The sequence below is a fragment of the Lichenicoccus roseus genome, from assembly GCF_005844085.1.
Classification (GTDB): Bacteria; Pseudomonadota; Alphaproteobacteria; order Acetobacterales; family Acetobacteraceae; genus Lichenicoccus; species Lichenicoccus roseus.
Genome location: NZ_VCDI01000003.1, coordinates 580,940 through 602,436 on the forward strand (window position 1 = coordinate 580,940; position 21,497 = coordinate 602,436).

At 66.3% G+C, this 21,497-nt stretch carries 21 protein-coding genes and 2 tRNA genes; all 23 read right to left on the reverse strand.

The genetic code is table 11. The annotated features are described in order from the left end of the window. Positions 1-28: 28 nt before the first annotated feature. The 23 genes from FE263_RS11900 to FE263_RS12010 all read right to left on the reverse strand — a co-directional run bounded on the left by FE263_RS11900 (position 29) and on the right by FE263_RS12010 (position 21,261). Positions 29-733: an ABC transporter ATP-binding protein gene (locus tag FE263_RS11900; protein WP_138326190.1), complete on the reverse strand. Its 705-nt coding sequence runs from the start codon at positions 731-733 to the stop codon at positions 29-31. Next, a complete protein-coding gene (locus tag FE263_RS11905; protein ID WP_138326191.1) occupies positions 726-1,973 on the reverse strand; it encodes a lipoprotein-releasing ABC transporter permease subunit in 1,248 nt (415 codons plus the stop codon). Before FE263_RS11905 ends, FE263_RS11900 begins: the two co-directional genes overlap by 8 nt. Further along, the gene (proS, locus tag FE263_RS11910) at positions 1,973-3,319 is read right to left on the reverse strand and encodes a proline--tRNA ligase (RefSeq protein ID WP_138326192.1); all 1,347 of its coding nucleotides are present in this window, start codon (positions 3,317-3,319) and stop codon (positions 1,973-1,975) included. Before proS ends, FE263_RS11905 begins: the two co-directional genes overlap by 1 nt. A gap of 508 nt (positions 3,320-3,827) precedes the next feature. Continuing rightward, complete coding sequence (locus FE263_RS11915) at positions 3,828-4,085, reverse strand: DUF1467 family protein (protein ID WP_138326193.1); 258 nt, start codon at positions 4,083-4,085, stop codon at positions 3,828-3,830. 6 nt (positions 4,086-4,091) lie between these two features. Further along, complete coding sequence (locus FE263_RS11920) at positions 4,092-5,738, reverse strand: ribonuclease J (RefSeq protein WP_138326194.1); 1,647 nt, start codon at positions 5,736-5,738, stop codon at positions 4,092-4,094. Positions 5,739-5,747: 9 nt separating this feature from the next. Next, positions 5,748-6,551, reverse strand: coding sequence for a type III pantothenate kinase (locus FE263_RS11925; RefSeq protein WP_138326195.1), 804 nt, complete (start codon positions 6,549-6,551; stop codon positions 5,748-5,750). A gap of 61 nt (positions 6,552-6,612) precedes the next feature. After that, positions 6,613-7,452, reverse strand: coding sequence for a biotin--[acetyl-CoA-carboxylase] ligase (locus FE263_RS11930; RefSeq protein WP_240759412.1), 840 nt, complete (start codon positions 7,450-7,452; stop codon positions 6,613-6,615). Continuing rightward, the gene (gene nuoN, locus FE263_RS11935) at positions 7,449-8,870 is read right to left on the reverse strand and encodes an NADH-quinone oxidoreductase subunit NuoN (protein WP_138326196.1); all 1,422 of its coding nucleotides are present in this window, start codon (positions 8,868-8,870) and stop codon (positions 7,449-7,451) included. The genes FE263_RS11930 and nuoN overlap by 4 nt, the downstream gene beginning before the upstream one ends. Next, positions 8,870-10,828, reverse strand: coding sequence for an NADH-quinone oxidoreductase subunit L (gene nuoL / locus FE263_RS11940; protein WP_138326197.1), 1,959 nt, complete (start codon positions 10,826-10,828; stop codon positions 8,870-8,872). The genes nuoN and nuoL overlap by 1 nt, the downstream gene beginning before the upstream one ends. A 1-nt stretch (position 10,829) precedes the next feature. After that, positions 10,830-11,153 (reverse strand): NADH-quinone oxidoreductase subunit NuoK, encoded by a 324-nt coding sequence (gene nuoK / locus FE263_RS11945; RefSeq protein ID WP_205880348.1) that lies wholly within the window; start codon positions 11,151-11,153, stop codon positions 10,830-10,832. A 4-nt stretch (positions 11,154-11,157) separates the two neighbouring features. Continuing rightward, the gene (locus FE263_RS11950) at positions 11,158-11,862 is read right to left on the reverse strand and encodes an NADH-quinone oxidoreductase subunit J (RefSeq protein WP_138326198.1); all 705 of its coding nucleotides are present in this window, start codon (positions 11,860-11,862) and stop codon (positions 11,158-11,160) included. After that, the gene (gene nuoI, locus FE263_RS11955; protein ID WP_138326199.1) at positions 11,859-12,347 is read right to left on the reverse strand and encodes an NADH-quinone oxidoreductase subunit NuoI; all 489 of its coding nucleotides are present in this window, start codon (positions 12,345-12,347) and stop codon (positions 11,859-11,861) included. The genes FE263_RS11950 and nuoI overlap by 4 nt, the downstream gene beginning before the upstream one ends. Before the next feature lie 22 nt (positions 12,348-12,369). Continuing rightward, on the reverse strand, positions 12,370-13,392 hold the full coding sequence (nuoH, locus tag FE263_RS11960) for an NADH-quinone oxidoreductase subunit NuoH (protein WP_138326200.1): 1,023 nt from the start codon (positions 13,390-13,392) through the stop codon (positions 12,370-12,372). A gap of 5 nt (positions 13,393-13,397) precedes the next feature. Further along, entirely contained in the window at positions 13,398-15,455 is a 2,058-nt protein-coding gene (gene nuoG, locus FE263_RS11965; RefSeq protein WP_138326201.1) for an NADH-quinone oxidoreductase subunit NuoG, read from the reverse strand. A 6-nt stretch (positions 15,456-15,461) separates the two neighbouring features. Further along, positions 15,462-16,814, reverse strand: coding sequence for an NADH-quinone oxidoreductase subunit NuoF (gene nuoF, locus FE263_RS11970; RefSeq protein WP_138326202.1), 1,353 nt, complete (start codon positions 16,812-16,814; stop codon positions 15,462-15,464). A gap of 11 nt (positions 16,815-16,825) precedes the next feature. After that, the gene (locus FE263_RS11975) at positions 16,826-17,560 is read right to left on the reverse strand and encodes a complex I 24 kDa subunit family protein (protein WP_138326203.1); all 735 of its coding nucleotides are present in this window, start codon (positions 17,558-17,560) and stop codon (positions 16,826-16,828) included. Positions 17,561-17,568: 8 nt separating this feature from the next. Continuing rightward, positions 17,569-18,825, reverse strand: coding sequence for an NADH-quinone oxidoreductase subunit D (locus FE263_RS11980; RefSeq protein ID WP_138326204.1), 1,257 nt, complete (start codon positions 18,823-18,825; stop codon positions 17,569-17,571). Continuing rightward, positions 18,822-19,511: an NADH-quinone oxidoreductase subunit C gene (locus FE263_RS11985; protein ID WP_171034064.1), complete on the reverse strand. Its 690-nt coding sequence runs from the start codon at positions 19,509-19,511 to the stop codon at positions 18,822-18,824. The genes FE263_RS11980 and FE263_RS11985 overlap by 4 nt, the downstream gene beginning before the upstream one ends. Beyond that, positions 19,504-20,064, reverse strand: coding sequence for a NuoB/complex I 20 kDa subunit family protein (locus tag FE263_RS11990; protein WP_138326205.1), 561 nt, complete (start codon positions 20,062-20,064; stop codon positions 19,504-19,506). Before FE263_RS11990 ends, FE263_RS11985 begins: the two co-directional genes overlap by 8 nt. Positions 20,065-20,071: 7 nt before the next feature. Continuing rightward, positions 20,072-20,437, reverse strand: a complete 366-nt coding sequence (locus FE263_RS11995; protein WP_138326340.1) for an NADH-quinone oxidoreductase subunit A — start codon at positions 20,435-20,437, stop codon at positions 20,072-20,074. 186 nt (positions 20,438-20,623) lie between these two features. Next, positions 20,624-20,700: transfer RNA gene (locus FE263_RS12000), tRNA-Asp, on the reverse strand. An 83-nt stretch (positions 20,701-20,783) separates the two neighbouring features. Further along, positions 20,784-20,855: transfer RNA gene (locus FE263_RS12005), tRNA-Val, on the reverse strand. A gap of 118 nt (positions 20,856-20,973) precedes the next feature. Then, a complete protein-coding gene (locus FE263_RS12010; RefSeq protein ID WP_138326206.1) occupies positions 20,974-21,261 on the reverse strand; it encodes an HU family DNA-binding protein in 288 nt (95 codons plus the stop codon). Positions 21,262-21,497 lie beyond the last annotated feature (236 nt).

Sequence of the window (21,497 nt, forward strand, 5' to 3'; positions counted from 1 at the left end):
GATCGAAGCCGGTTGCAGAACCCGCTCTTCACGCAACCGCGACGATGCGCCCCTCGCGAAGCGTCACGATCCGGTCCATGCGCCGCGCAAGCTCGGTGTTGTGCGTGGCGATCAGGCCGGCGAGGCCCTCCTCGCGAGCGACCCGCAGCAGTTCGTCGAACACCTGGTCCGCAGTGCCGACATCGAGGTTGCCGGTCGGCTCGTCGGCCAGCAGCACACGCGGCCGGTTGGCGAGGGCGCGGGCAATCGCCACCCGCTGCTGCTCGCCACCGGAAAGCTTCCCCGGCAGATGGTCCATGCGGTGCCCGAGCCCGAAGGCGCGCAGCAGCGCCTCCGCCCGCACCCGCGCCGCCTTGCGCCCCCCGCCGCCGATCATCTGCGGCAGCACCACATTCTCCAGCGCTGTAAACTCGGCCAGCAGGTGATGGAACTGGTAGACGAAGCCGATGGCGGTTCGCCGTATCGCGGTGCGCTCGCCGTCGGAGAGCCGACCGGCATCCCGCCCGTCGATCAATACTGCGCCATCCTGCGGCGTCTCCAGCAGGCCGGCCAGGTGCAGCAGCGTCGACTTGCCGGTACCGGACGGCGCCACCAGCGCCACGATCTCGCCTGGCCGCAGCGACAGCTCGGCGCCCTGCAGCACCTCGAGCCGTCCCTCACCGCTCTGGTAGCCATGGAACAGCCTGCGCAGGGCAAGCGGCAGCCTCGTCTCCCCCACCGTCGCGCTACTCATGGCGAAGCGCCTCGACAGGATCGGTGCGCGCCGCACGCCAGGACGGGTACAGGGTCGCCAGCAACGACAGCACCAGCGCCATCACGATCACCTGGATCACCTGCGGCCACTCGAGCTTGGCCGGCAGATGCTCGAGATAATACACCTCCGGGTTGAACAGGTTGGTGCCGGTCACCGACTGCAGCGCCTGCCGGATATGCTCGATGTTGAGCGCGAACACGATGCCGAGCAAAGTCCCGAGCAGCGTGCCGGTGACGCCGACCGAGGCGCCGCACATCAGGAAGATCCGCATCACCGCGCCGCGCCCGGCGCCGATGGTGCGCAGCACGGCGATATCGCGCGTCTTGTCCTTCACCATCATGATCAGCGACGACACCACGTTGAAGGCGGCCACCAGGATGATCAGCGTCAGGATCAGGAACATCACGTTCTGCTCGACCTGCACCGCACCAAAGAACGCGTTGTTGCTCTGCGTCCAGTCGAGCACGCGGAGCGGCTGGTCGGGCAGCGCTTCGCGGATGCGGCGCGTTACCGGACGCACGTTCTCGGCGTCGCGCGTCATCACCTGGATCAGCGACACCGCGTTCGGCATCTGGAAGAAGACCTGCGCCGCAGCCAACGGCAGGAATGCATACGACGCATTGTAGTCGTTCACGCCGGCATCGAAGATCGCGACGATGCGGTACGCCCGGACCCGCGGGATGGTGCCGAAGGCGGTCGCCGCCCCGTTCGGCGAGACCAGGGTCAGGTGCGAGCCGATGGTGAGGTTGGCGCGTTCGGCGAGCGTCACGCCGATGGCAATCGCATCGTCGCCGTGGAAGTCCGCAAGGTTGCCGCTGATGATGTTGCCGCTGATCTCCCGCAGCCGCTGCAGGTCGGCCGGCGTCATGCCGCGTATCAACCCACCGGCACTGTAGCTCCCGGCACTCAGCAGCACCTGCCCCTCGACCAGCGGCGTCGCCGACACCACGCCGTCGATCCCGGCAACCTTGCTGGCCAGCTCGTTGTAGTCCTGGATCGGCACGCCGGTGCCGGTGATGCTGAGATCGCCGTTCAGCCCCAGGATGCGGCTCATCAGGTCGGCCTTGAAGCCGTTCATCACCGACATCACGATGATCAGGGTGGCAACGCCGAGCGCGATGCCGATCAGCGAAAAGATTGCGATGACGGAGACGAACCGCTCCCCGCGCCGGGCGCGCAGGTAGCGCCCGGCGATCGCACGCTCGAAGGCGCCGAACATCAGGCGGCGTGACCGCCCGGACCACCCACAGCCGGCAGGCCGATCCTTTCCAGCGCCTCCTCCGGCGACAGTTCGACACGCTCCCCGGTGGCCCGCCGCTTGAGCTCGACCCGGCCGGCGGCGGCCCCGCGCGGACCGACGATGACCTGCCACGGATGACCCATCAGGTCGGCGTCGTTGAACTTGACACCGGCGCGCTCGCTGCGGTCGTCGAGCAGCAGCGCATCCGGGCTGGCGCCATACAGCCGCTCGCACAACGCGTCGCAGCCGGCATCGCCGGGCTTGAGGTTGAGGATCGCCGCCTTGTAGGGCGCAACCGCGTCGGGCCAGATGATGCCGGCCTCGTCGTGGCTCGCCTCGATGATGGCGCCGGCCAGGCGCGAGACGCCGATGCCGTAGCTGCCCATTTCCGGATGGAACGGCGCACCGTCCGCGCCGCTGACGGAGATCCCCATCGACTCGGTATATTTGGTGCCGAAATAGAAGATGTGTCCGACCTCGATCCCGCGTCCTTCGCGACGGCGATCCGCCGGCACCTCGGCCCACGCCGCCTCGTCATGCTTCTCGTCGGTCGCGGCGTACAGCGACGTCACCCGCGTGAAGAAGCCAGCCAGGGCCTCGCGATCCGCAAGGTCGATCTCGCTCGACAGCCAGTCCTGCTCTTCCAGCCCGCCGTCGTAGAACACGCCGCTCTCGCCCGTCGGGGCCAGGATGATGAACTCATGGCTGTGGTTGCCGCCGATCGGCCCGGCATCCGCCACCATCGGGATAGCCGCCACTCCCAGGCGCTGGAACGTGCGCAGGTAGGCCAGCAGCATGCGGCGGTAGGTCGCGACCGCTGCCTCGGGATCCGTATCGAAGCTGTAGGCATCCTTCATCAGGAATTCGCGCCCGCGCATGACGCCGAATCGCGGCCGCACCTCGTCGCGGAACTTCCAGTGGATCTGGTAGAGCACCTGCGGCAGCTCCCGGTATGATCTGACCGACTGCCCGAAAAGGTCGGTGATCATCTCCTCGTTGGTCGGCCCGTACAGCAGGTCGCGCTCGTGCCGGTCGGTGAGACGCAGCATCTCCGGACCGTATGCCTCGTAGCGGCCGGACCGTCGCCAAAGCTCGGCCGGCTGCAGCGTCGGCATCAGCACCTCCTGCGCGCCGATGGCGTCCTGCTCCTCACGGACGATCTGCGCGATGTTGCGCAGCACCCGGAGGCCGGCCGGCAACCAGGCGTAGATGCCTGCCGCGGTCTGGCGGATCAGCCCGGCCCGCAGCATCAGCCGGTGCGAGGCGATCTGCGCCTCGGCCGGATTCTCCTTCAGGGTCGGCAGGAAGCCTCTCGACAGACGCATAGGCGGACATGACCTCGGAGATCAGGGACGGGGACGACGCGCCTGGACACTAGAGCAGGATCACCATGTTGAGAATTGTCCGTCCCCGCGCCGCCGGCGACGGGCCGGCGTCCTCCGCGCACCGGCTGGGCATGCCCGGTTCGAGCGCGGACGCACGATTACTCGCACATGATATAATTGTGCATCGCACTATGATGCGGTGCACAAGTAACAGTCCGTGGAAATCGTTGTTCCCCTGCATCTTTATTGTCTTGCAGGGCGTGACAAATCGCGGTTGCCCGCATAAAAAAAGCCCACGCGACGACTTGGTCAACCGCGTGGGCCAAGTTTAGGGAGAAAACGCCAGTCACACGGCAGGATGGGGATACCCTCATCCTGCCGTTAATGATTGCGGAACCGGGCATCGATAGCTAGGGAAATACGTTACAATCATGCAAAAGTTATTGCCGTTGTTGGGACCGTACAGACGAATCGCGCCTGACTGCGTCGCCCTCGCGCGGAACAGTCTCTAGCCGTCGAATGCCAGTATTCCGTGCCTGAAGGACAAGTAACTGCTGCTGATCAGCAGGTCACAGCCGGTCCATAAAACTATCGAAACGATTGTCGTGATCAGCACGACCCGACCGATCCTTGGCCGCTCCGGCAGGCCGCGCACCCCGGATACCTCGTCGGCTTCCGGACGCATGCGCTGACCCAGCGGCAGCACCGCGAACAGCGCCGTCCACCAGATCAGCACGAACAGGATGAGGCCGGTGAACCAGCCCATCTCCGGTCAGACGCGCAGCAGATGCACGTCCACCATCGGTCGCTTCTGCAGCTTGCGTCCCAGCGCCCGTCGCAACGCGCTGCGTGCAGCCTCCTTCAGCCCGGCTTCGTCGCCACGCACCGCGTCGGACAGTTCGGCAAGGTTCTGCGCGAAGCTCGCGGTGACCCGGATTGTCTCGGCATCGTCCGGTTCGAGCAATCCTGGTGCGCTGACCTTCGGCGCACCCAGGAAGCGGCCGCCCCGGTCCATCACCACGCTGCCGAGCACCACGCCGTTGAACAGCATCTTGCGCCGCGCCGCCAGCACACCGCCCTCCATCGGCACCACCCGGTTGCCGTCCAGCGCCAGCTTTGCCACCGGAACGCTTTCGATCACCTCGACCGCGTTGCCGGACAGGCTCAACACGTCGCCATCCTCCAGCAGGATCGGCTGCGCCCCCTCCTCGCGCGCGAGCGTCGCGTGCGCCGCAAGATGCCGCCACTCGCCATGCACCGGCACCGAGTAGCGCGGCTTCACCAGACCGTACAGCCGGCGCAGGTCGTCGCGGGCAGCGTGGCCGGAGACATGCACCATGTGGTCGTCGGCGGTCAGCACACGCACGCCGCGCCGCACCAGGTTGTCCTGCACCTGCATGATGGCACGCTCGTTGCCGGGGATCATGCGCGAGGAGAACACCACCGTGTCGCCCTCGCCCAGCGAGATGTTCGGGTGGCTGTCCAGCGCGATCCGCGACATCGCCGAACGCGGCTCGCCCTGGCTGCCGGTCACGATCATCAGCAGGTTGTCGTCCGGCACGTCCTCGGCATCCTGCTCGGACAGGAACATCGGCACCTGGTCCAGGTAGCCGCAGTCCCGCGCCGCCGCCTCGAGGTTGCGCAGGGAGCGGCCCACCACCACGACCGAACGCCCGGCCGCCTCGGCGGCAAGCGCGATACTCTCGACGCGCGCCACGTTGCTGGCAAAGCAGGTCACCGCGATGCGGCCATTGATGCCGGCGATCAGGCTGGTCATGCTCCGGCGCACATCCGCCTCGGACCCGCTCTCGCCCTCGACCATCGCGTTGGTGCTGTCGCACACCATCGCCAGCACGCCCTCGCGACCGAGATCGGCAAGCGCCTCCAGATCCGTCGGCGGCCCGACCAGCGGGTTCGGATCGAGCTTCCAGTCACCGGTATGCAGCACGATGCCATGCCGCGTGCGGATCACCAGCGCCTGCGCCTCCGGCACCGAGTGCGTCACGCTGATGAAGCGCAGGTCGAACGGCTCGAGACGGAACGCACCGCCTTCCGGGATCACGTGCAGCTTCACCTGGGACAGCAGCCCGGCCTCGCCGAGCTTGCGGCGCAGGACCGCGGCCGCGAACTGCGTCGCATAGACCGGGCAGCGCAGCCGCGGCCACAGATGCGCCACCGCCCCGAGATGGTCCTCGTGCGCGTGGGTGATGACCAGTCCGACGAGGTCGCGCGACCGCTCGACGATGTAGGACGGGTCCGGCATCAGGATGTCGACTTCCGGGCTGTCGTTGCCGGAGAAGCCGATGCCGCAATCCACCGCCAGCCACGCACCGTCGCATCGATACAGGTTCAGGTTCATGCCGATCTCGCCCGTCCCGCCCAGGGGCAGGAAGGCCAGGTCGCCGTTCAACACATTCATAATTCGCCTTCAATCGTTGGTGGTTCTATCGACAGGATGCGTCGGGTGCGGGTTGCGGGCTGCCAGCAGGCGGAGCCCGTCCAAGGTGAGTTCGGGGTCGATGCGTTCGATGACGGTGGTGCCTTCCGCGAACAGCGGCGCCAGGCCGCCGGTCGCCACCACCTTCATCGGTTCACCGACTTCGGCGATGATCCGGGACGCGATGCCCTCGATCAGGCCGATGTAGCCCCAATAGATTCCGGATCGCATGGCTGCGATCGTGTTGCGTCCGATCACCGGCCCCTGCGAGCGGCCGATGCCGATGCGTGGCAGCCGGGCGGCCGCCTGATGCAGGGCTTCGACCGAAAGAGAGATCCCCGGCGCGATGACGCCGCCTGTATAGCAGCCTTCCCGGTCGACCACATCAAACGTGGTCGCGGTGCCGAAATCGATCACCATCAGCGGCCCGCCATAGAGCTGGTGCCCGGCGAGCCCGTTCAGCAACCGGTCCACGCCGACCTCCGCGGGGTTGTCCATGCGGATCTCGAAGCCCCAGTCCAGCCGGGACGAGGCGATCAGCGGCTCCACGTCGAACCAGTCCCGGCACAGCCTGCGCAGGTGATACAGCGCCGCCGGCACCACCGTGCCGATCACCGCCCGATCGACCATGCCGCGTTCCAGACCGCTATGGGTCAGCAGCGCCAGCAGCCAGACCGCATACTCGTCGGATGTACGCCTGGTTTCGGTGGCGATGCGCCAGATGCCGCGCCACTCGCCACCGTCATGCAGCGCGAACACGATGTTGGTATTGCCGGCATCGACGACAAGCAGCATTGGCTTTAGCCTTCCTGTCCGGCGATGTCGGATCGTACTACCCGGCAGCCGCGCCGCGCCCTCATGACGACGCGCCGGCCCCCGCCAGCATGACCTCGCCGGTCGAGATCCGGCTGATCGCACCGCCGACCCGTAGCAGCAGGGTGCCGTCCTCCGCGATCGACGAGAACGCCCCCAGGGTTTCGCCGGCGGGTGTCCGCACGGCGAGCGCGGTACCAGCCGGGAAGGCGCGATCCAGCCAAGCCTGCCGGATCGCCGCGAATCCCCCGCGCTGCATCTCCTCGATCCGGCCGGACAGCGCCGCAAGCAGCCGTTCCGCGATCAGGCGCGGATCCGGCGCCGCGCCGAGCTCTGCCAGGCACCCGGTCGACCGGTCAGTCAGTATCGGCGCGCTGGCGAGATTGGCACCAAAACCGAGCACCAGCCAGCCGGCATCGTCCGCAGACGAAGGCGAGCGCTCGATCAGGATGCCAGCCAGTTTCCTTGCAGGCAGAGCCGTCGCGGCGGAGGAACCCGCCTCCCCGGTATCGGCGAGCATGACGTCGTTCGGCCATTTCAGCCTCAGCGACTGCCTGTGCCGGGGTGTCAGCGCGAATGCGTCGTGCAGCGCGAGGGAGGCGACGAACGGCCAGACCGAGGCACGCGAGGCATCGCCCTCTTGCGGCCGCAGCAGCACGGACAGGGCCAGCGCCCCTGCCCCGGACATCCAGCCGCGGCCGCGTGTGCCCCGCCCACGTGTCTGCGAACGCGCCAGCACCGCAAGCCCGGCCGGCTCCCCGGCCCGCGCCAGCTCGATGCACAGATCGGATGTGGAGGGCAGCGTCTCATGATCCTGCAGCCGCCAGGTCGGTCCGCCCGGGAGCCGGTCACCCGCTCCCGGGATCAACGCCGCCGCTGTCACCTGAACAGCACTGCCGCGGCCGCCTGCGCGGCGCTGCTCACCGGGCCCAGCAACAGGATGAACAGGCCGGTCACCAGGCCCATCCCGGCCGAGACTAGCGATACCGAGGCGGCCGGGCGATCGAACGCCGCGGTGGCGACGTCGAAATACATCACCTTCACCACGCGGAGGTAGTAGTACGCGCCGATCACGCTCGACACGATGCCGACCACCACCAGCACCGGCAGCCCCGCCTGCAGCGCGGCACTGAATACCAGCAGCTTGCCGAAGAACCCCGACAACGGCGGCACGCCGATCATGCTGAACATGAAGATCGCCATCGCCAGGGCAAGCCCCGGATCGGTGCGCCCAAGTCCGGCCAGGTCGGCAATGCGCTCGACCGGGCGGCCACGCCGGCGCATCGCCACGATCACCGCGAAGGTGCCGGCATTCATGAACAGGTAGACCGCAAGATAGATGAGCGTCCCGCGCATCCCGGCCGGCGTCGCCGCCGCCAGGCCCATCAGCGCGTACCCCATGTGGCCGATGGACGAGTACGCCATAAGCCGCTTGATGCTGGTCTGCGGGATCGCCGCCAATGCGCCGAACAGCATCGAGGCCATCGAGATCAGCTCGATCAGCAGCTGCCACTGGTGCGACGCGGTGCCGAACGGTCCAGCCATCACCCGCAGCAGCAGCGCGAACGCGGCGATCTTCGGGGCGCCCGCCATGAACGACGTCACCGGCGGCGGCGCACCCTGGTACACGTCCGGCGTCCACATATGGAACGGCACCGCCGAGACCTTGAAGGCCAGGCCGACGATGATGAACACGATGCCGATCACCAGTCCGGTCGGGATCTCCGCGGAGGCCGACAGCGCCGCCTGCAGGCCGCGATACTCCATTGTGCCGGCGAAGCCGAACACCAGCGAGACGCCATACAGCAACAGTCCGGATGCCAGCGAGCCGAGCACGAAGTACTTCAGTCCCGCTTCCGCCGACCCCAGCCGGTCACGGTCGAAGGCGCACAGGATGTAGATCGCCAGCGATTGCAGCTCGAGCCCGATGTAGAGCGTCATCAGGTTCTCGCTCGACGCCATCACCATGGTGCCGACGGTCGAGAACAACAGCAGAACCGGAAACTCGAAGCGGCCGATCCCCTCCCGGCGATTGTAGTCCATCGACAGGATCAGGCTGAGCGCCGCTCCGGCCAGGCTGAGGATCTTCATGTAGCGGGCGAAATCGTCGCCGACGAAGACCGAGTTGTAGCCGATCCCGTCCGGCGCCAGCAGCACCAGCACGCCGGTCAGCACGAAGGCTGCCAGCGTCAGCAGCGAGCAGACCTGAGTCGGATCACGCCGCTGCAGGACGCCGAACACCAGGATGGCGAGGCCGGAAACCGAGAGGACGATCTCCGGAAGCGCAAGAGTCCAGTTCATCAGCGGAAAACCAGGAACGTCGAGATCAGCACGACCAGTCCGATCAGCATGGTGAAGGCATAGACGGCGATCGACCCGGTCTGCACCCGCACGAGCTGCATCGACCCTCCCGATGTCAGGCGGCCGATCCCGTCCGGTACGCCCTCGGCGATATCCTCCTCGCCGACATGCCAGAACAGCCGGGCGATCGCCTCGTAGGGGCGCACGAATATGCGGTCGTACAGCTCGTCGAAATACCACTTGTTGAGCAGGAATCGGTACAGGCTGCCGTATTGCGTCGCCAACCGGGCAGGCAGCTCCGGCTTCGCCACGTAGGCGTAGTAGGACGTCGCCGCACCAAGCAGCGCCAGCACCGTCGGCACCAGGGTTATCAGCACCGGCACCTGCTCCAGCGACGCCAGCACCGCGTTGCCGGGCGCCGTAAAGATCGCGCCGTTCCAGAACCCCGCCTGACGGCCTCCGATGAACCAGGGCGCGAACGCCGCTCCCGCGAATGCGGCGCCGATCGCCAGTACCACCAGCGGCCCGAGGATGACTGGCCCGCTCTCGTGCGCGTGCTCGGCGAGTTGCGCATCCCGCGGCTTGCCGTGGAACACCAGGAAAAGCAGCCGCCCGCTGTACAGCGCGGTCAGGAAGGCGGTCAGCGAGCCCAGCAGCCAGCCGTAGTAGCCGGGTCCGGTACCGGCGATGAAGGTCGCGTCGATGATGGCATCCTTCGACCACCAGCCTGCAAACGGCGGGATGCCCGCCAGCGCCAGCGAGCCGATCCACATCACCGCGCAGGTCACCGGCAGCTTCCGCGCCAGGCCGCCCATCTTGAACATGTCCTGCTCGTCATGCAGGGCATGGATCACCGAGCCCGCGCCCAGGAACAGCAGCGCCTTGAAGAAGGCATGCGTCGTCAGGTGGAACATGCCGGCCTGGTAGACGCCGACGCCACAGGCCATGAACATGTAGCCGAGCTGCGAGCAGGTCGAGTATGCGATGGTGCGCTTGATGTCCGGCTGCACCAGCCCGACGGTGGCGGCAAAGAAGCAGGTCGAGGCGCCGATCAAGACCACCAGGTCCTTCGTCACCGGCGCGAACTCGATCAGCGGCGACATCCGTGCCAGCAGGAACACGCCCGCGGTCACCATGGTCGCGGCATGGATCAGGGCGGAGACCGGCGTCGGCCCCTCCATCGCATCCGGCAGCCAGGTATGGAAGAACAGCTGTGCCGACTTGCCCATCGCGCCGATGAACAGCAGCACGCCGATCACCTCGTACGCGCGCATGTCGGTGCCGAACAGATGGTACATGGCAGCCTGGTGATCGGGCACCAGCGCGAAGATGTTGTCGTAGCTGACCGTTCCGAACAGCGCGAACAGCAGCGCGATGCCGACCATGAAGAACAGGTCCGCCACCCGGTTGACCACGAATGCCTTGATCGCGGCGGCGTTGGCGCTCGGACGGTCGTACCAGTAGCCGATCAGCAGGTAGCTCGCGAGGCCGACGCCTTCCCAGCCGAAGAACAGCTGGATCAGGTTGTCGGAGCTCACCAGCATCAGCATGGCGAAGGTGAACAGCGACAGATACGCGAAGAACCGCGAGACCGGGTTCGTCTCATGGCTCATGTAGCCGATGCTGTAGATGTGGATCAGCGTCGAGACCAGGGTGACCATCGCCACCATCTCGACCGACAGCATGTCGAACCGCAGCGTCCAGGGCGCCCGGAAGCCGCCGGCCTGGATCCAGTCGGACACCGGCACCGCCAGGGTCGGCGAGCCCTGCGACAACGCCCCGGACAGGGCGCCGAGACCGCAGACGGTGGCCAGCACCATCAGCCCGACGCTGACCGCGCGGGCGCCACGATCGCCGATGCTTGGCCCGAACAATCCGGCCCCGAACAGGCCGGCAATGATCGCGCCGAACAGCGGCGCAAAGACCGCGACGGTAAACAGGGAAGACGCGCCGATCATCTCAGCCCTTCATCAAGGTCACGTCCTCGACCTGGATCGAGCCGCGGTTACGGAAATAGACGGTGACGATGGCGAGCCCGATCGCCGCCTCGGCGGCGGCCACGGTCAGCACGAACAGCGTGAACACCTGCCCGGAAAGATCGCCGAGCGCCGAGGAGAACGCCACCAGGTTGATCTCGCCGGCGAGCAGAATCAGCTCGATCGACATCATGATGGTGATGACGTTCTTGCGGTTCAGGAAGATGCCGAACACGCCCAGCACCAGCAGTGCCGCGCTTACGGTGAGATACGGGCCGAGGCCCACGTTGGCGATCCCAGGCAGCACCGGCCTAGCCCTCCCGGTCCGGACTGTTCTCGATGACCAGGGCCGGCCTGCTAACCGGCTTCTCCGCCGACTTGCCGATCGGGCGCCGGAACCCGCCATTGCCGGTGGTGCTCTCGCCCAGCCCCAGCGTCATCATCTGGAGCGTATCGGCCGGCACCCGCGCATGCTGAACCGCCACGTCCTGGCGTTTTGCGCTCGGCCGGTCACGCAGCGTCAGTACGATGGCGCCGATCATCGCCACCAGCAGCACCAGCCCGCACGCCTGGAACAGGAACACGTAGTGGGTATAGATCAGCTCGCCCAGCGCCTCGGTATTGCTGCTCGCCCCCGGCACCCTCGCATGCGGCAGGTCGCGCACGTTCGGCGCGATCCGCCAGGCGCTGGCGCTCAGCGCCAGCTCGACGAACAGAACCAGGCCGACCGCGGCCCCCACCGGGAAGTAGCGTTGCAGGCCCTCGCGCAACTGCGAGAAATTGACGTCGAGCATCATGACGACGAACAGGAACAGCACCGCGACCGCACCGACATAGGCGATCACCAGGATCATCGCCAGGAACTCGGCGCCGGCGATCAGGAACAGCCCGGCGGCATTGAAGAACGCCAGGATCAGGAACAGCACCGAGTGCACCGGATTGCGGGCGCTCACCACCATCACCGCGGAGCCGATCAGCACCACGGCGAAGAACCAGAAGACGATCTGCGTGATCATCGGTACGGCGCGTCCTGCTCGAGCCGGCGTGCCAGCACGCTCTCCCAGCGATCGCCGTTCGCGAGCAGCTTGTCCTTGTTGTACATCAGCTCCTCGCGCGTCTCGGTGGCGAACTCGTAGTTCGGCCCCTCGACGATGGCGTCCACCGGGCAGGCTTCCTCGCACAGGCCACAATAGATGCACTTGGTCATGTCGATGTCGTAGCGCGTGGTGCGCCGGCTGCCATCCTCGCGCGGCTCCGCCTCGATGGTGATCGCCTCAGCCGGGCACGCCGCCTCGCACAGCTTGCAGGCGATGCAGCGCTCCTCGCCGTTCGGGTAGCGGCGCAGCGCGTGCTCGCCCCTGAAGCGCGGCGAGAGAGAGCCTTTCTCGTTCGGGTAGTTCAGCGTCGCCTTCGGTTTGAACATGTAGCGCAGCGTGACCCCCATGCCGGAGATCAGCTCCGTCAGCAGGAAGCCGCGCGCGGTGCGATCGAGGAACGCCATGATCTTTTTCTCTCCGGCCCCTTCAGGAGCCGCTATGGGGCAATAGCCCCGTCGCCATCAGGAAGCCCGCGGTCAGCACCATCCAGAGCAGTGAGAACGGCAGGAACACCTTCCAGCCGAGCCGCATGAGCTGGTCGTAGCGGTAGCGCGGGAATGTGCCGCGTACCCAGATGAACACGAACAGCACGAACAGGATCTTGGCGATGAACCAGATCGGTCCGGGGATCCAGGTGAACGGCGCGATCCCCACCGGCGGCAGCCAGCCACCGAGGAACAGGATGGTGGTCATCCCGCTCATCAGGAACATGTTGGCGTATTCGCCCAGGAAGAACAGCCCGAACGACAACGAGCTGTATTCCACGAAGAATCCAGCCACCAGTTCACTCTCGCCTTCCGGCAGGTCGAACGGCGCCCGGTTGGTCTCGGCCAGGGCCGAGATGAAGAACACGACGAACATCGGGAACATCGGCAGCGCGAACCAGACATGCCGCTGCGCCAGCACGATGTCGTTGAGGTTCAGGCTGCCGACCGCAAGCAGCACCGACACCATGACCAGCCCGATCGAGACCTCATAGCTGACCATCTGCGCCGCCGAGCGCAGGCCGCCCATGAAGGCGTACTTCGAGTTGCTGGCCCACCCGGCGATGAGGATGCCGTAGACGCCCAGCGAGGAGATCGCGAACAGGTACAGGATGCCGACATTGATGTCCGCCACCGCCCAGTGGTTGTTGGTCGGGATCACTGCCCACGCCATCATCGCCAGGCCGAAGGTCAGCACCGGCGCCAGCAGGAACAGTGCCCGGTTGGCCCCGGACGGGATGATGGTCTCCTTGGTGATCATCTTGATGGCGTCGGCAAACGCCTGCAGCAGCCCGAACGGCCCCACCGTGTTGGGTCCCTTGCGAAGCTGGATCGCCGCTAGCACCTTGCGCTCGGCATAGGTCAGGTAGGCCACACCGACCAGCAGCGGCACCAGCATCGCCAGCGCTTCCAGCACCGTCAGGATGATCAGCCCAAGGGTCGTGTCGAGGAAGAAGTGCTGCACCTCGCCTACTCCGCCGCCTGCACGACCGGCTGGGTATAGACCCGCGAACACTCCTGCATGGTCGGGCTGGCCCGGCTGATCGCATTGGTCAGGTAGTAGTCGCCGATGCCCGGTGCGAACGCCGCATTGCCAAGCGCCGCCACATCGCCGGCCGGCCCACTCCGATCGCCGGACCCAAAACGCGGCAAGCCCTGCACCCCGAACACCGGATTGACCTCCGTCAGCCGCGCCCGCACCGCATCCAGGTTGTCATACGGCAGGGTCATCCCGATGACCTCGGAGAACGCCCGGATGATCCGCCAATCTTCCTTGGCCTCGCCCGGCGGCATGATCGCCTGGAACGCCCTCTGAACGCGCCCTTCGGTGTTCACGTAGGTGCCCGGCTTCTCGGCATAGGTGGCACCCGGCAGAATGACGTCGGCGCGCGACGCGCCGGCATCGCCATGATGCCCTTGGTAGATCACGAAGGTGTCCGGGCCGATCCGCGCCGGATGGAACTCGTCGGCGCCGAGCAGCCACAGCACGTCGACCCCGCCGCTCATCATCCCGGCCACCGACCGGCCGCCACGCCCGGGCAGGAACCCGATATCCAGCGCCGCAACCCGCGACGCCGCATGATGCAGCACGTTGAAGCCATGCCAATCGTCCGCCAGTGCGCCGACCGACTCGGCCAGCTTCCAGCACGCCGCCAGTACCGCGGCGCCGTCGTCGCGCGCCAGCGCCGCCTGGCCGACGACGATCATCGGGCGCTTTGCCGACTTCAGCACCTCGGCAAAGGCAAGCCCGCCCTCCAGCAGCCCAGTCAGCGCTGCAGGCCGGTCCCCGATGATCTCCGCCCCATAGGTCAGGTCGGCGGTCGGATGCCCGATCACCCCGATCGGGTAGCGCCCCGCCAGATAGCGCTTGCGTATGCGGGCGTTGAGCACCGGCGCCTCGTGGCGCGGATCGCAGCCGACCAGCAGCAGCGCGTCGCTCTCCTCGATGCCGGCGATGCTGGTGTTGAAGGTGTAGAACTCGCGCCGCGTGGTGTCGTAGCGCGCGCCGTCCTGCCGGCAATCGAGGTTCGGCGACCCCAGCGAGACCATCAGGTCGCGAAGCGCCACCATGCTCTCGGCATCGCACAGGTCGCCGGCGATCGCCCCGATGCGATCCCCGTGCACACCCTGCAACCCATGCGCGATCGCCACGAACGCATCCTGCCAACGCGCCGGCTGCAGCTTGCCGTGCGCCCGCACCCAGGGCTGGTCCAGGCGCCTGCGCCGGAACCCGTCGAACGAGAAGCGGCCCTTGTCGGCCATCCACTCCTCATTCACCTCGTCGTTGGTGCGCGGCAGGATGCGCAGCACCTCGGCGCCGCGGGCATGGATGCTGATGTTGGTGCCGACCGCATCCATCACGTCGATGCTGTCGGAACGCTTCAGCTCCCACGGCCGCGCCATGAAGGCGTAGGGCTTCGACGTCAGCGCCCCGACCGGGCAGATGTCGATCAGGTTGCCGGACAATTCCGACGTCAGCGCCTTCTCGACATAGGTGCCGATTTCCATGTTCTCGCCGCGCGAAGTCGCCCCGAGCTCTGGCACGCCTGCAACCTCGGTCGCGAAGCGCACGCAGCGCGTGCACTGGATGCAACGGGTCATCACCGTCTTGACCAGCGGACCGAGGTACTTGTCCTTCACCGCCCGCTTGTTCTCGGCATAGCGCGAATGATCGGCGCCATACGAATACGCCTGGTCCTGCAGGTCGCATTCGCCTCCCTGGTCGCAGATCGGACAGTCAAGCGGATGGTTGATCAACAGGAATTCCATCACCGCGCGACGCGCCTTGCGCACCACCGCGGTGTCGGTCTTCACCACCATGCCGTCCATCACGGGATAGCCGCAGGATGCCACCGGCTTCGGCGCCTTTTCCACCTCGACCAGGCACATCCGGCAGTTGCCGGCGATCGACAGCCGCTCGTGATAGCAGAAGCGCGGGATCTCCTTGCCCGCCGCCTCGCAGGCCTGCAGCACCGAGGAGCCGTTGGCGACCTCGACCTGGATGCCGTCGACGGTAACGCGTGCCATCGTCCTCTACTCCGCCGCGACCGGGAGCGTATTGCCCGGTATGTTGCTCGGCGTCGGCGCCAGGCCAGCCCCCTTCACGCCGCTCGGGTGCGCCGCCTTGTAGGCCGCGATGCGCTCCTCCATCACCGGCCGGAAATGGCGGATCAGGCCCTGGATCGGCCAGGCCGCCGCATCGCCCAGCGCGCAGATGGTATGTCCCTCGACCTGACGGGTGACCTGCTCGAGCATGTCGATCTCCTCGATCTCGGCACGCCCCTTCACCATGCGGTCCATCACCCGCATCATCCAGCCGGTACCTTCGCGGCAGGGCGTGCACTGGCCGCAGCTCTCGTGCTTGAAGAAGCGGGCAAACCGCGCGATCGCCTCGACCACATCCGTGCTGCGGTCCATCACGATCATCGCCGCCGTGCCCAGACCCGAACGCTCGGCTCGCAGCGCGTCGAAATCCATCAGCACGGTATCGCAGGTCGCCTTCGGCAGGATCGGCACCGAGCAGCCACCCGGGATCACCGCCAGCAGATTATCCCAGCCGCCGCGCACGCCGCCCGCATGACGCTCGATGATCTCGCGCATCGGCAGGCCGAGTTCCTCTTCCACCACGCAAGGCCGGTTCACGTGCCCGGAGATCGCGAACAGCTTGGTGCCGACATTGTTCGGCCGCCCGAAGCTCGAGAACCACGCCCCACCGCGACGCAGGATGGTCGACGCCACCGCAATGCTCTCAACGTTGTTCACGGTGGTCGGGCAGCCATACAGCCCCATCGCCGCCGGAAATGGCGGCTTCATACGCGGCAGGCCCTTCTTGCCCTCGAGGCTCTCCAGCAGCGCGGTCTCCTCGCCGCAGATGTATGCGCCGGCGCCGCGATGGATAAAGAAGTCGAAATCCCAGCCCGACCCGCAGGCATTCCGCCCGATCAGCCCCGCTTCATACGCCTCATCGATCGCCACCTGCAGGTTGCGGCTCTCGTTGTAGTATTCGCCGCGGATGTAGATGTACGCGGTATGCGCACCCATCGCGAACGAGGCGATCAGCGCGCTCTCGATCAGCTTGTGCGGCTCGTGCCGGATGATCTCGCGATCCTTGCAGGTGCCGGGCTCGCTCTCGTCGCCGTTGATGACGAGATAATGCGGACGGCCATCCGACACCTTCGGCATGAACGACCACTTCAACCCGGTCGGAAAGCCCGCCCCGCCCCGCCCGCGAAGGTTGGACGCTTTCATCTCGGCAACGATCCCGTCCCGCCCGCGCGCAAGGATGGCGGCAGTGCCATCCCAGTCCCCGCGTTTGCGTGCACCTGCCAGCCGGAAATCCTCCCGGCCGTAGATGTTGGTGAAGATGCGGTCCTTGTCGCTAAGCATTCGAGGTTTCCTCAGGCCTCCGGGCCGTGCGGGTCCGGAGCGCCATGGTCGTCGTGTCCCGCAACGGCCGGCTCTCGAGCCGGCACATCAAGCAGGGTAGTGCGGCCGCCGATCGGCTCCGAGCCGAAGCGGTCGATGGTGGAGCCAGGCGGCGGCACATCGCCCCGCCGTAGTGCCTCGATCAGCGCCACCGTGCGCGGACCGTCGAGATCCTCGTAGTAATCGTCGTTGACCTGCAGGATCGGCGCGTTCACGCAGGCGCCCAGGCATTCCACCTCGGTCATCGTGAACAGCCCATCCGCCGACATCTCCTCCCAGTTCCGCACACCAGCCGCCTGTTTCACCGCAGCCACCACATCCGCGGAGCCGCGCAGCCAGCACGGCGTGGTGGTGCAGACCTGCAGGTGATAGCGGCCGACCGGCTTGCGGTTGAACATCAGGTAGAAGGTCGCGACCTCATACACGCGGATCGGCGCCATGCCGAGACGCGCAGCGATGATGTCCATCGCCACCTTCGGAATCCAGGCGCTACCGGTGTGCCGGCCCATCTGCTTCTGCGCGATGAACAGCATCGGCATCACCGCGCTTGCCTGCTTGCCCTCCGGATATTTGGCGAGAGCCGTCGCGATCTGCGCCTCGCTATCCTCGTCGAAGGCGAAGTGGGACGGCTGTTCCGACGCACCATCGTGCGGGACATGCCCCGGCGTGCCGTGGCCGATATTCTCTGCCGAAAAATGCCCGGACATCGCGCCGCCTACCTGTCGATCTCGCCGAACACCAGGTCGATCGACCCGATGATCGCCACCGCGTCGGCGAGCATGTGCCGCCGCGCCATCTCGTCCATCGCCTGCAGATGCGCGAACCCGGTCGGCCGGATCTTGCAGCGATACGGACGGTTGCTGCCATCCGCCACCAGATAGACCGCGAACTCGCCCTTAGGGCTCTCCGTCGCGGTGTAGGTGGCACCCGGCGGCACGTGATAGCCCTCGGTGAACAGCTTGAAATGATGGATCAGCGCTTCCATCGACCGCTTCATCTCGCGGCGGCTCGGAGGTGAGATCTTAGTGTCCTGCACCTTGACCGGCCCGGGCTGCATCTGCGCCAGGCACTGCTTGACGATCTTGACGCTCTCACGCATCTCGGCAACGCGTATCAGGTAGCGATCATAGCAGTCGCCGTTGCGTGTCACCGGAATGCCGAATTCGACGCGGTCGTAGGCATCGTAAGGCTGCGAGCGACGCAAATCCCAAGGCACGCCGGACGCACGCAGGTTGGGTCCCGAGAATCCCCAAGCTAGCGCCTGTTCGGCGGTGAACACGCCGATGCCCACGGTACGCTGCTTCCAGATCCGGTTGCCGGTCAGCAACGCCTCGAGATCATCGACGAATTTCGGGAATTCCTCCGCCCAGGCCGCAATCCGGTCGGTCAGCCCAGCCGGCAGGTCGCGCGCCACACCGCCTGGCCGGAAATAGTTCGCATGATACCGCGCGCCGGACGCAGCCTCGTAGAACTCGAGCAGCTTTTCGCGCTCCTCGTAGCCCCACAGCGCCGGCGTCAGGGCACCGACATCGAGGCCGAACGAGGTCACGTTGAGCAGGTGGTTCAATACCCGGGTGATCTCGGCAAACATCGTGCGGATCCACTTGGCACGGATCGGTATGTCCAGGCCAAGCAGCTTCTCGGTCGCCAGCGCGAACGCCTGCTCCTCGCACATCGGCGACACGTAATCGAGCCGATCGAAATACGGCAGCGCCTTCATGTAGGTCTTGTATTCGATCAGCTTCTCGGTGCCCCGGTGCAGCAGGCCGATATGCGGCACCGCCCGGGTCACCACTTCGCCGTCCATCTCCATCACCAGCCGCAGCACGCCGTGCGCGGAAGGATGCTGGGGACCGAAATTCAGCGAATGGCTGTCGATCTCGACCGTCTTGACCCGCTGGTCCTGCGGCACTGCCGGATGGCTAGGCTGCATGTTGTCCGGGATATCCTCCCGGAGAACGATATCGCTCATCGCGTTTTCCCCGCGCCCGGAAGCGGATCCTGCCGCGTCTCGTGCGCCTTTTCGTCGCCGGGAAGCGTCAGCACGCCCTCCCAGGGCGACTCGAAATCGAAGTTGCGGAAGTCCTGGGTCAGCCGCACCGGCTCATACACGACCTGGCGGCGGTCGACGTCGTAGCGCACCTCGACATACCCGGTCAGCGGGAAGTCCTTGCGCAACGGATGACCCTCGAACCCGTAGTCAGTCAGGATGCGGCGCAGATCCGGCTGGTCGGAGAACAGCACCCCGAACAGGTCGTAGCACTCGCGCTCCCACCAGGTCGCCGAGGGCCAGATCCGGTGCGCGGAAGGCACTGGCTGCGTCTCGTCGGTGCTGACGATCACCCGGATCCGCTGGTTCAGGGTCACCGACAGCAGGTTGTAGACAACCTCGAACCGCTCCGCGCGCTCCGGGAAATCGACCCCGCACAGATCCATCATCTGCTCGAAGCTGAACCGCGGATCGTCACGCAGCGTCGTCATCACCGCGAGCAGCGACAGGCGGTCGGTCCGCAACACCAGTTCGCCCTGCTCGACGGCAGCCCCCTGAACACCAGGCAGCGAGGTGGCCAGCGTCACTGCCAGCGACCCGAGCCGCCCCACGCCATTCCAGGGCGTGCGTCGCGCGGGCACGGCGATGGCCGTCGCGGTCTCAGCCACGCAGGATGGTCCCGGTGCGGCGGATCTTCTTCTGCAGCTGGATGATGCCGTAGACCAGCGCCTCGGCCGTCGGCGGGCAGCCAGGCACGTATATGTCGACCGGCACGATGCGATCGCAGCCGCGCACCACCGAATAGCTGTAATGGTAGTAGCCGCCGCCGTTTGCGCAGGACCCCATGGAGATCACCCAGCGAGGCTCGGCCATCTGGTCGTAAACGCGACGCATGGCGGGCGCCATCTTGTTGGTCAGCGTGCCGGAGACGATCATCACATCCGCCTGGCGTGGCGATCCGCGCGGGATGATGCCGAAGCGATCGAGATCATAGCGCGGCATGAAGGCGTGGATCATCTCCACCGCGCAGCAGGCGAGCCCGAACGAGAGCGGCCACAGGCTGCCGGTGCGCGCCCAGTTGACCAGTTTATCCACGTTGGCGACGACGAAACCTTTCTCGGTGATCTCGCCGGTGATGCCGCGGATCACCGCATCCTGGCCCGGCCCAGGGGCCAGGGCCTCCCTGTTCCAGGCAGTCGTCGCCGAGAGCTCTGTGCTCATACGTGGTCTATTCCCAATCCAGCGCACCTTTGCGCCACTCATAGATAAACCCGACTGTCAGAACTCCAAGGAAGGCGAGCATCGACAGGAACCCGAACAGGCCGATTCTTCCGAGGGCGACCGCCCAGGGGAACAGGAACGCCACCTCAAGGTCGAAGATGATGAACAGGATCGAGACCAGGTAGAAGCGCACGTCGAAGCGACGGCGGGCATCGTCGAAGGCATCGAAGCCGCATTCGTAGGCCGAGAGCTTCTCGGCGTACGGCTTCTGCTGGCCGGCAAGTAGCGAGCCGCCGAGCATCGCCCCGGCAATGCCGAAGGCAATCACGACGAACACCAGAACCGGGAAGTAGTCTGCCAACACGACATGCATGACCCGCACCTCCCTAATGTCCCGAGCGCCGGGGCGTGAACGCGCGCCCGAAGCGGCTTGTTCCGGATCGAAACCGGACAACTCATGGAGGAACACTAGTCCTGCGACAAGGGCGCCGCCAGAGTGCGCTGCAGCAATTCATCCTGGAACCGCCAGCCTCCGGACCCATGATACGGTCCGGGGCAATGGCGCGAGTGACGGGGCTCGAACCCGCGACCTCCGGCGTGACAGGCCGGCGCTCTAACCAACTGAGCTACACCCGCATTTGGCGTGAGCGGCGGTGTAAGGCCAGCCGCCTGCGCCGTCAACCCAACTCGCGCCCCGCATCGCCTGTATTGCCGCGGTATGGGCGGTGACGGTTTCGAACCGCCGACCCTCTCGGTGTAAACGAGACGCTCTACCGCTGAGCTAACCGCCCTTAGTGGCAACACGGTGTCCTGCAGGCACCACGGCCTCCTACACCATGAGGGCCGCATCCGCCGATGCGGAGCGGCCCTCTGAACCTGTCAAAACTCGTCGATCCGGCGCAGCCCAGACTAGCTGACGGCATCCTTCAGGGTCTTGCCCGGCTTGAACCGCACGGAGGTGGAAGCCGGAATATCGATCTCCTCCCCGGTGCGCGGATTGCGCCCCTTCGCTGCCTTGCGCGACGCCGTCACGAACGTCCCGAACCCAACCAGGCGAACTTCCTGCTTGTTCTTCAGAGCCTTCTCGATGGAGGCAAACACGGCGTCAACCACCTCGCTCGCCTTGGCCTTGGGCAGGTCCGCTTCGTCAGCGACTGCCGAGACGAGTTCCTGCTTGTTGAGTGGCTTCTCTGCCATTGTACGCCTTTCTGTCTTGGGCGCGGTGCACCCCGCCGTCGGGACCGCGCCATTCCGTCGTTGACCGGCCGCAGCAGGCCGGCGGCCCGGCAGACTACGGGCCTCTGTTCTGCCCCGTCAACGAAGCAAAGACTGCCCGGCAGTCCGGTGGGGGCCGCGGCTCGTCGCGATCACCTGGACCGTTTCAACCTCCGGCTGCACCTCTTGAACAATCGGCCACTTGCTTGGCGACGTAG

Coding starts and splice junctions, on each gene's coding strand:
- FE263_RS11905 (WP_138326191.1), bottom strand. CDS start 1,973: ATGTTCGGCGCCTTCGAGCGTGCGATCGCCGGGCGCTACCTGCGCGCC.
- FE263_RS11990 (WP_138326205.1), bottom strand. CDS start 20,064: ATGAGCACAGAGCTCTCGGCGACGACTGCCTGGAACAGGGAGGCCCTG.
- FE263_RS11950 (WP_138326198.1), bottom strand. CDS start 11,862: ATGATCACGCAGATCGTCTTCTGGTTCTTCGCCGTGGTGCTGATCGGC.
- FE263_RS11900 (WP_138326190.1), bottom strand. CDS start 733: ATGAGTAGCGCGACGGTGGGGGAGACGAGGCTGCCGCTTGCCCTGCGC.
- FE263_RS11995 (WP_138326340.1), bottom strand. CDS start 20,437: ATGCATGTCGTGTTGGCAGACTACTTCCCGGTTCTGGTGTTCGTCGTG.
- nuoF (WP_138326202.1), bottom strand. CDS start 16,814: ATGCTTAGCGACAAGGACCGCATCTTCACCAACATCTACGGCCGGGAG.
- FE263_RS11925 (WP_138326195.1), bottom strand. CDS start 6,551: ATGCTGCTTGTCGTCGATGCCGGCAATACCAACATCGTGTTCGCGCTG.
- FE263_RS12010 (WP_138326206.1), bottom strand. CDS start 21,261: ATGGCAGAGAAGCCACTCAACAAGCAGGAACTCGTCTCGGCAGTCGCT.
- nuoI (WP_138326199.1), bottom strand. CDS start 12,347: ATGGCGTTCCTCGATCGCACCGCGCGCGGCTTCCTGCTGACGGAGCTG.
- FE263_RS11975 (WP_138326203.1), bottom strand. CDS start 17,560: ATGTCCGGGCATTTTTCGGCAGAGAATATCGGCCACGGCACGCCGGGG.
- proS (WP_138326192.1), bottom strand. CDS start 3,319: ATGCGTCTGTCGAGAGGCTTCCTGCCGACCCTGAAGGAGAATCCGGCC.
- FE263_RS11920 (WP_138326194.1), bottom strand. CDS start 5,738: ATGAATGTGTTGAACGGCGACCTGGCCTTCCTGCCCCTGGGCGGGACG.
- nuoL (WP_138326197.1), bottom strand. CDS start 10,828: ATGATCGGCGCGTCTTCCCTGTTTACCGTCGCGGTCTTTGCGCCGCTG.
- nuoG (WP_138326201.1), bottom strand. CDS start 15,455: ATGGCACGCGTTACCGTCGACGGCATCCAGGTCGAGGTCGCCAACGGC.
- nuoN (WP_138326196.1), bottom strand. CDS start 8,870: ATGAACTGGACTCTTGCGCTTCCGGAGATCGTCCTCTCGGTTTCCGGC.
- FE263_RS11980 (WP_138326204.1), bottom strand. CDS start 18,825: ATGAGCGATATCGTTCTCCGGGAGGATATCCCGGACAACATGCAGCCT.
- FE263_RS11915 (WP_138326193.1), bottom strand. CDS start 4,085: ATGGGCTGGTTCACCGGCCTCATCCTGTTCGTGCTGATCTGGTGGACG.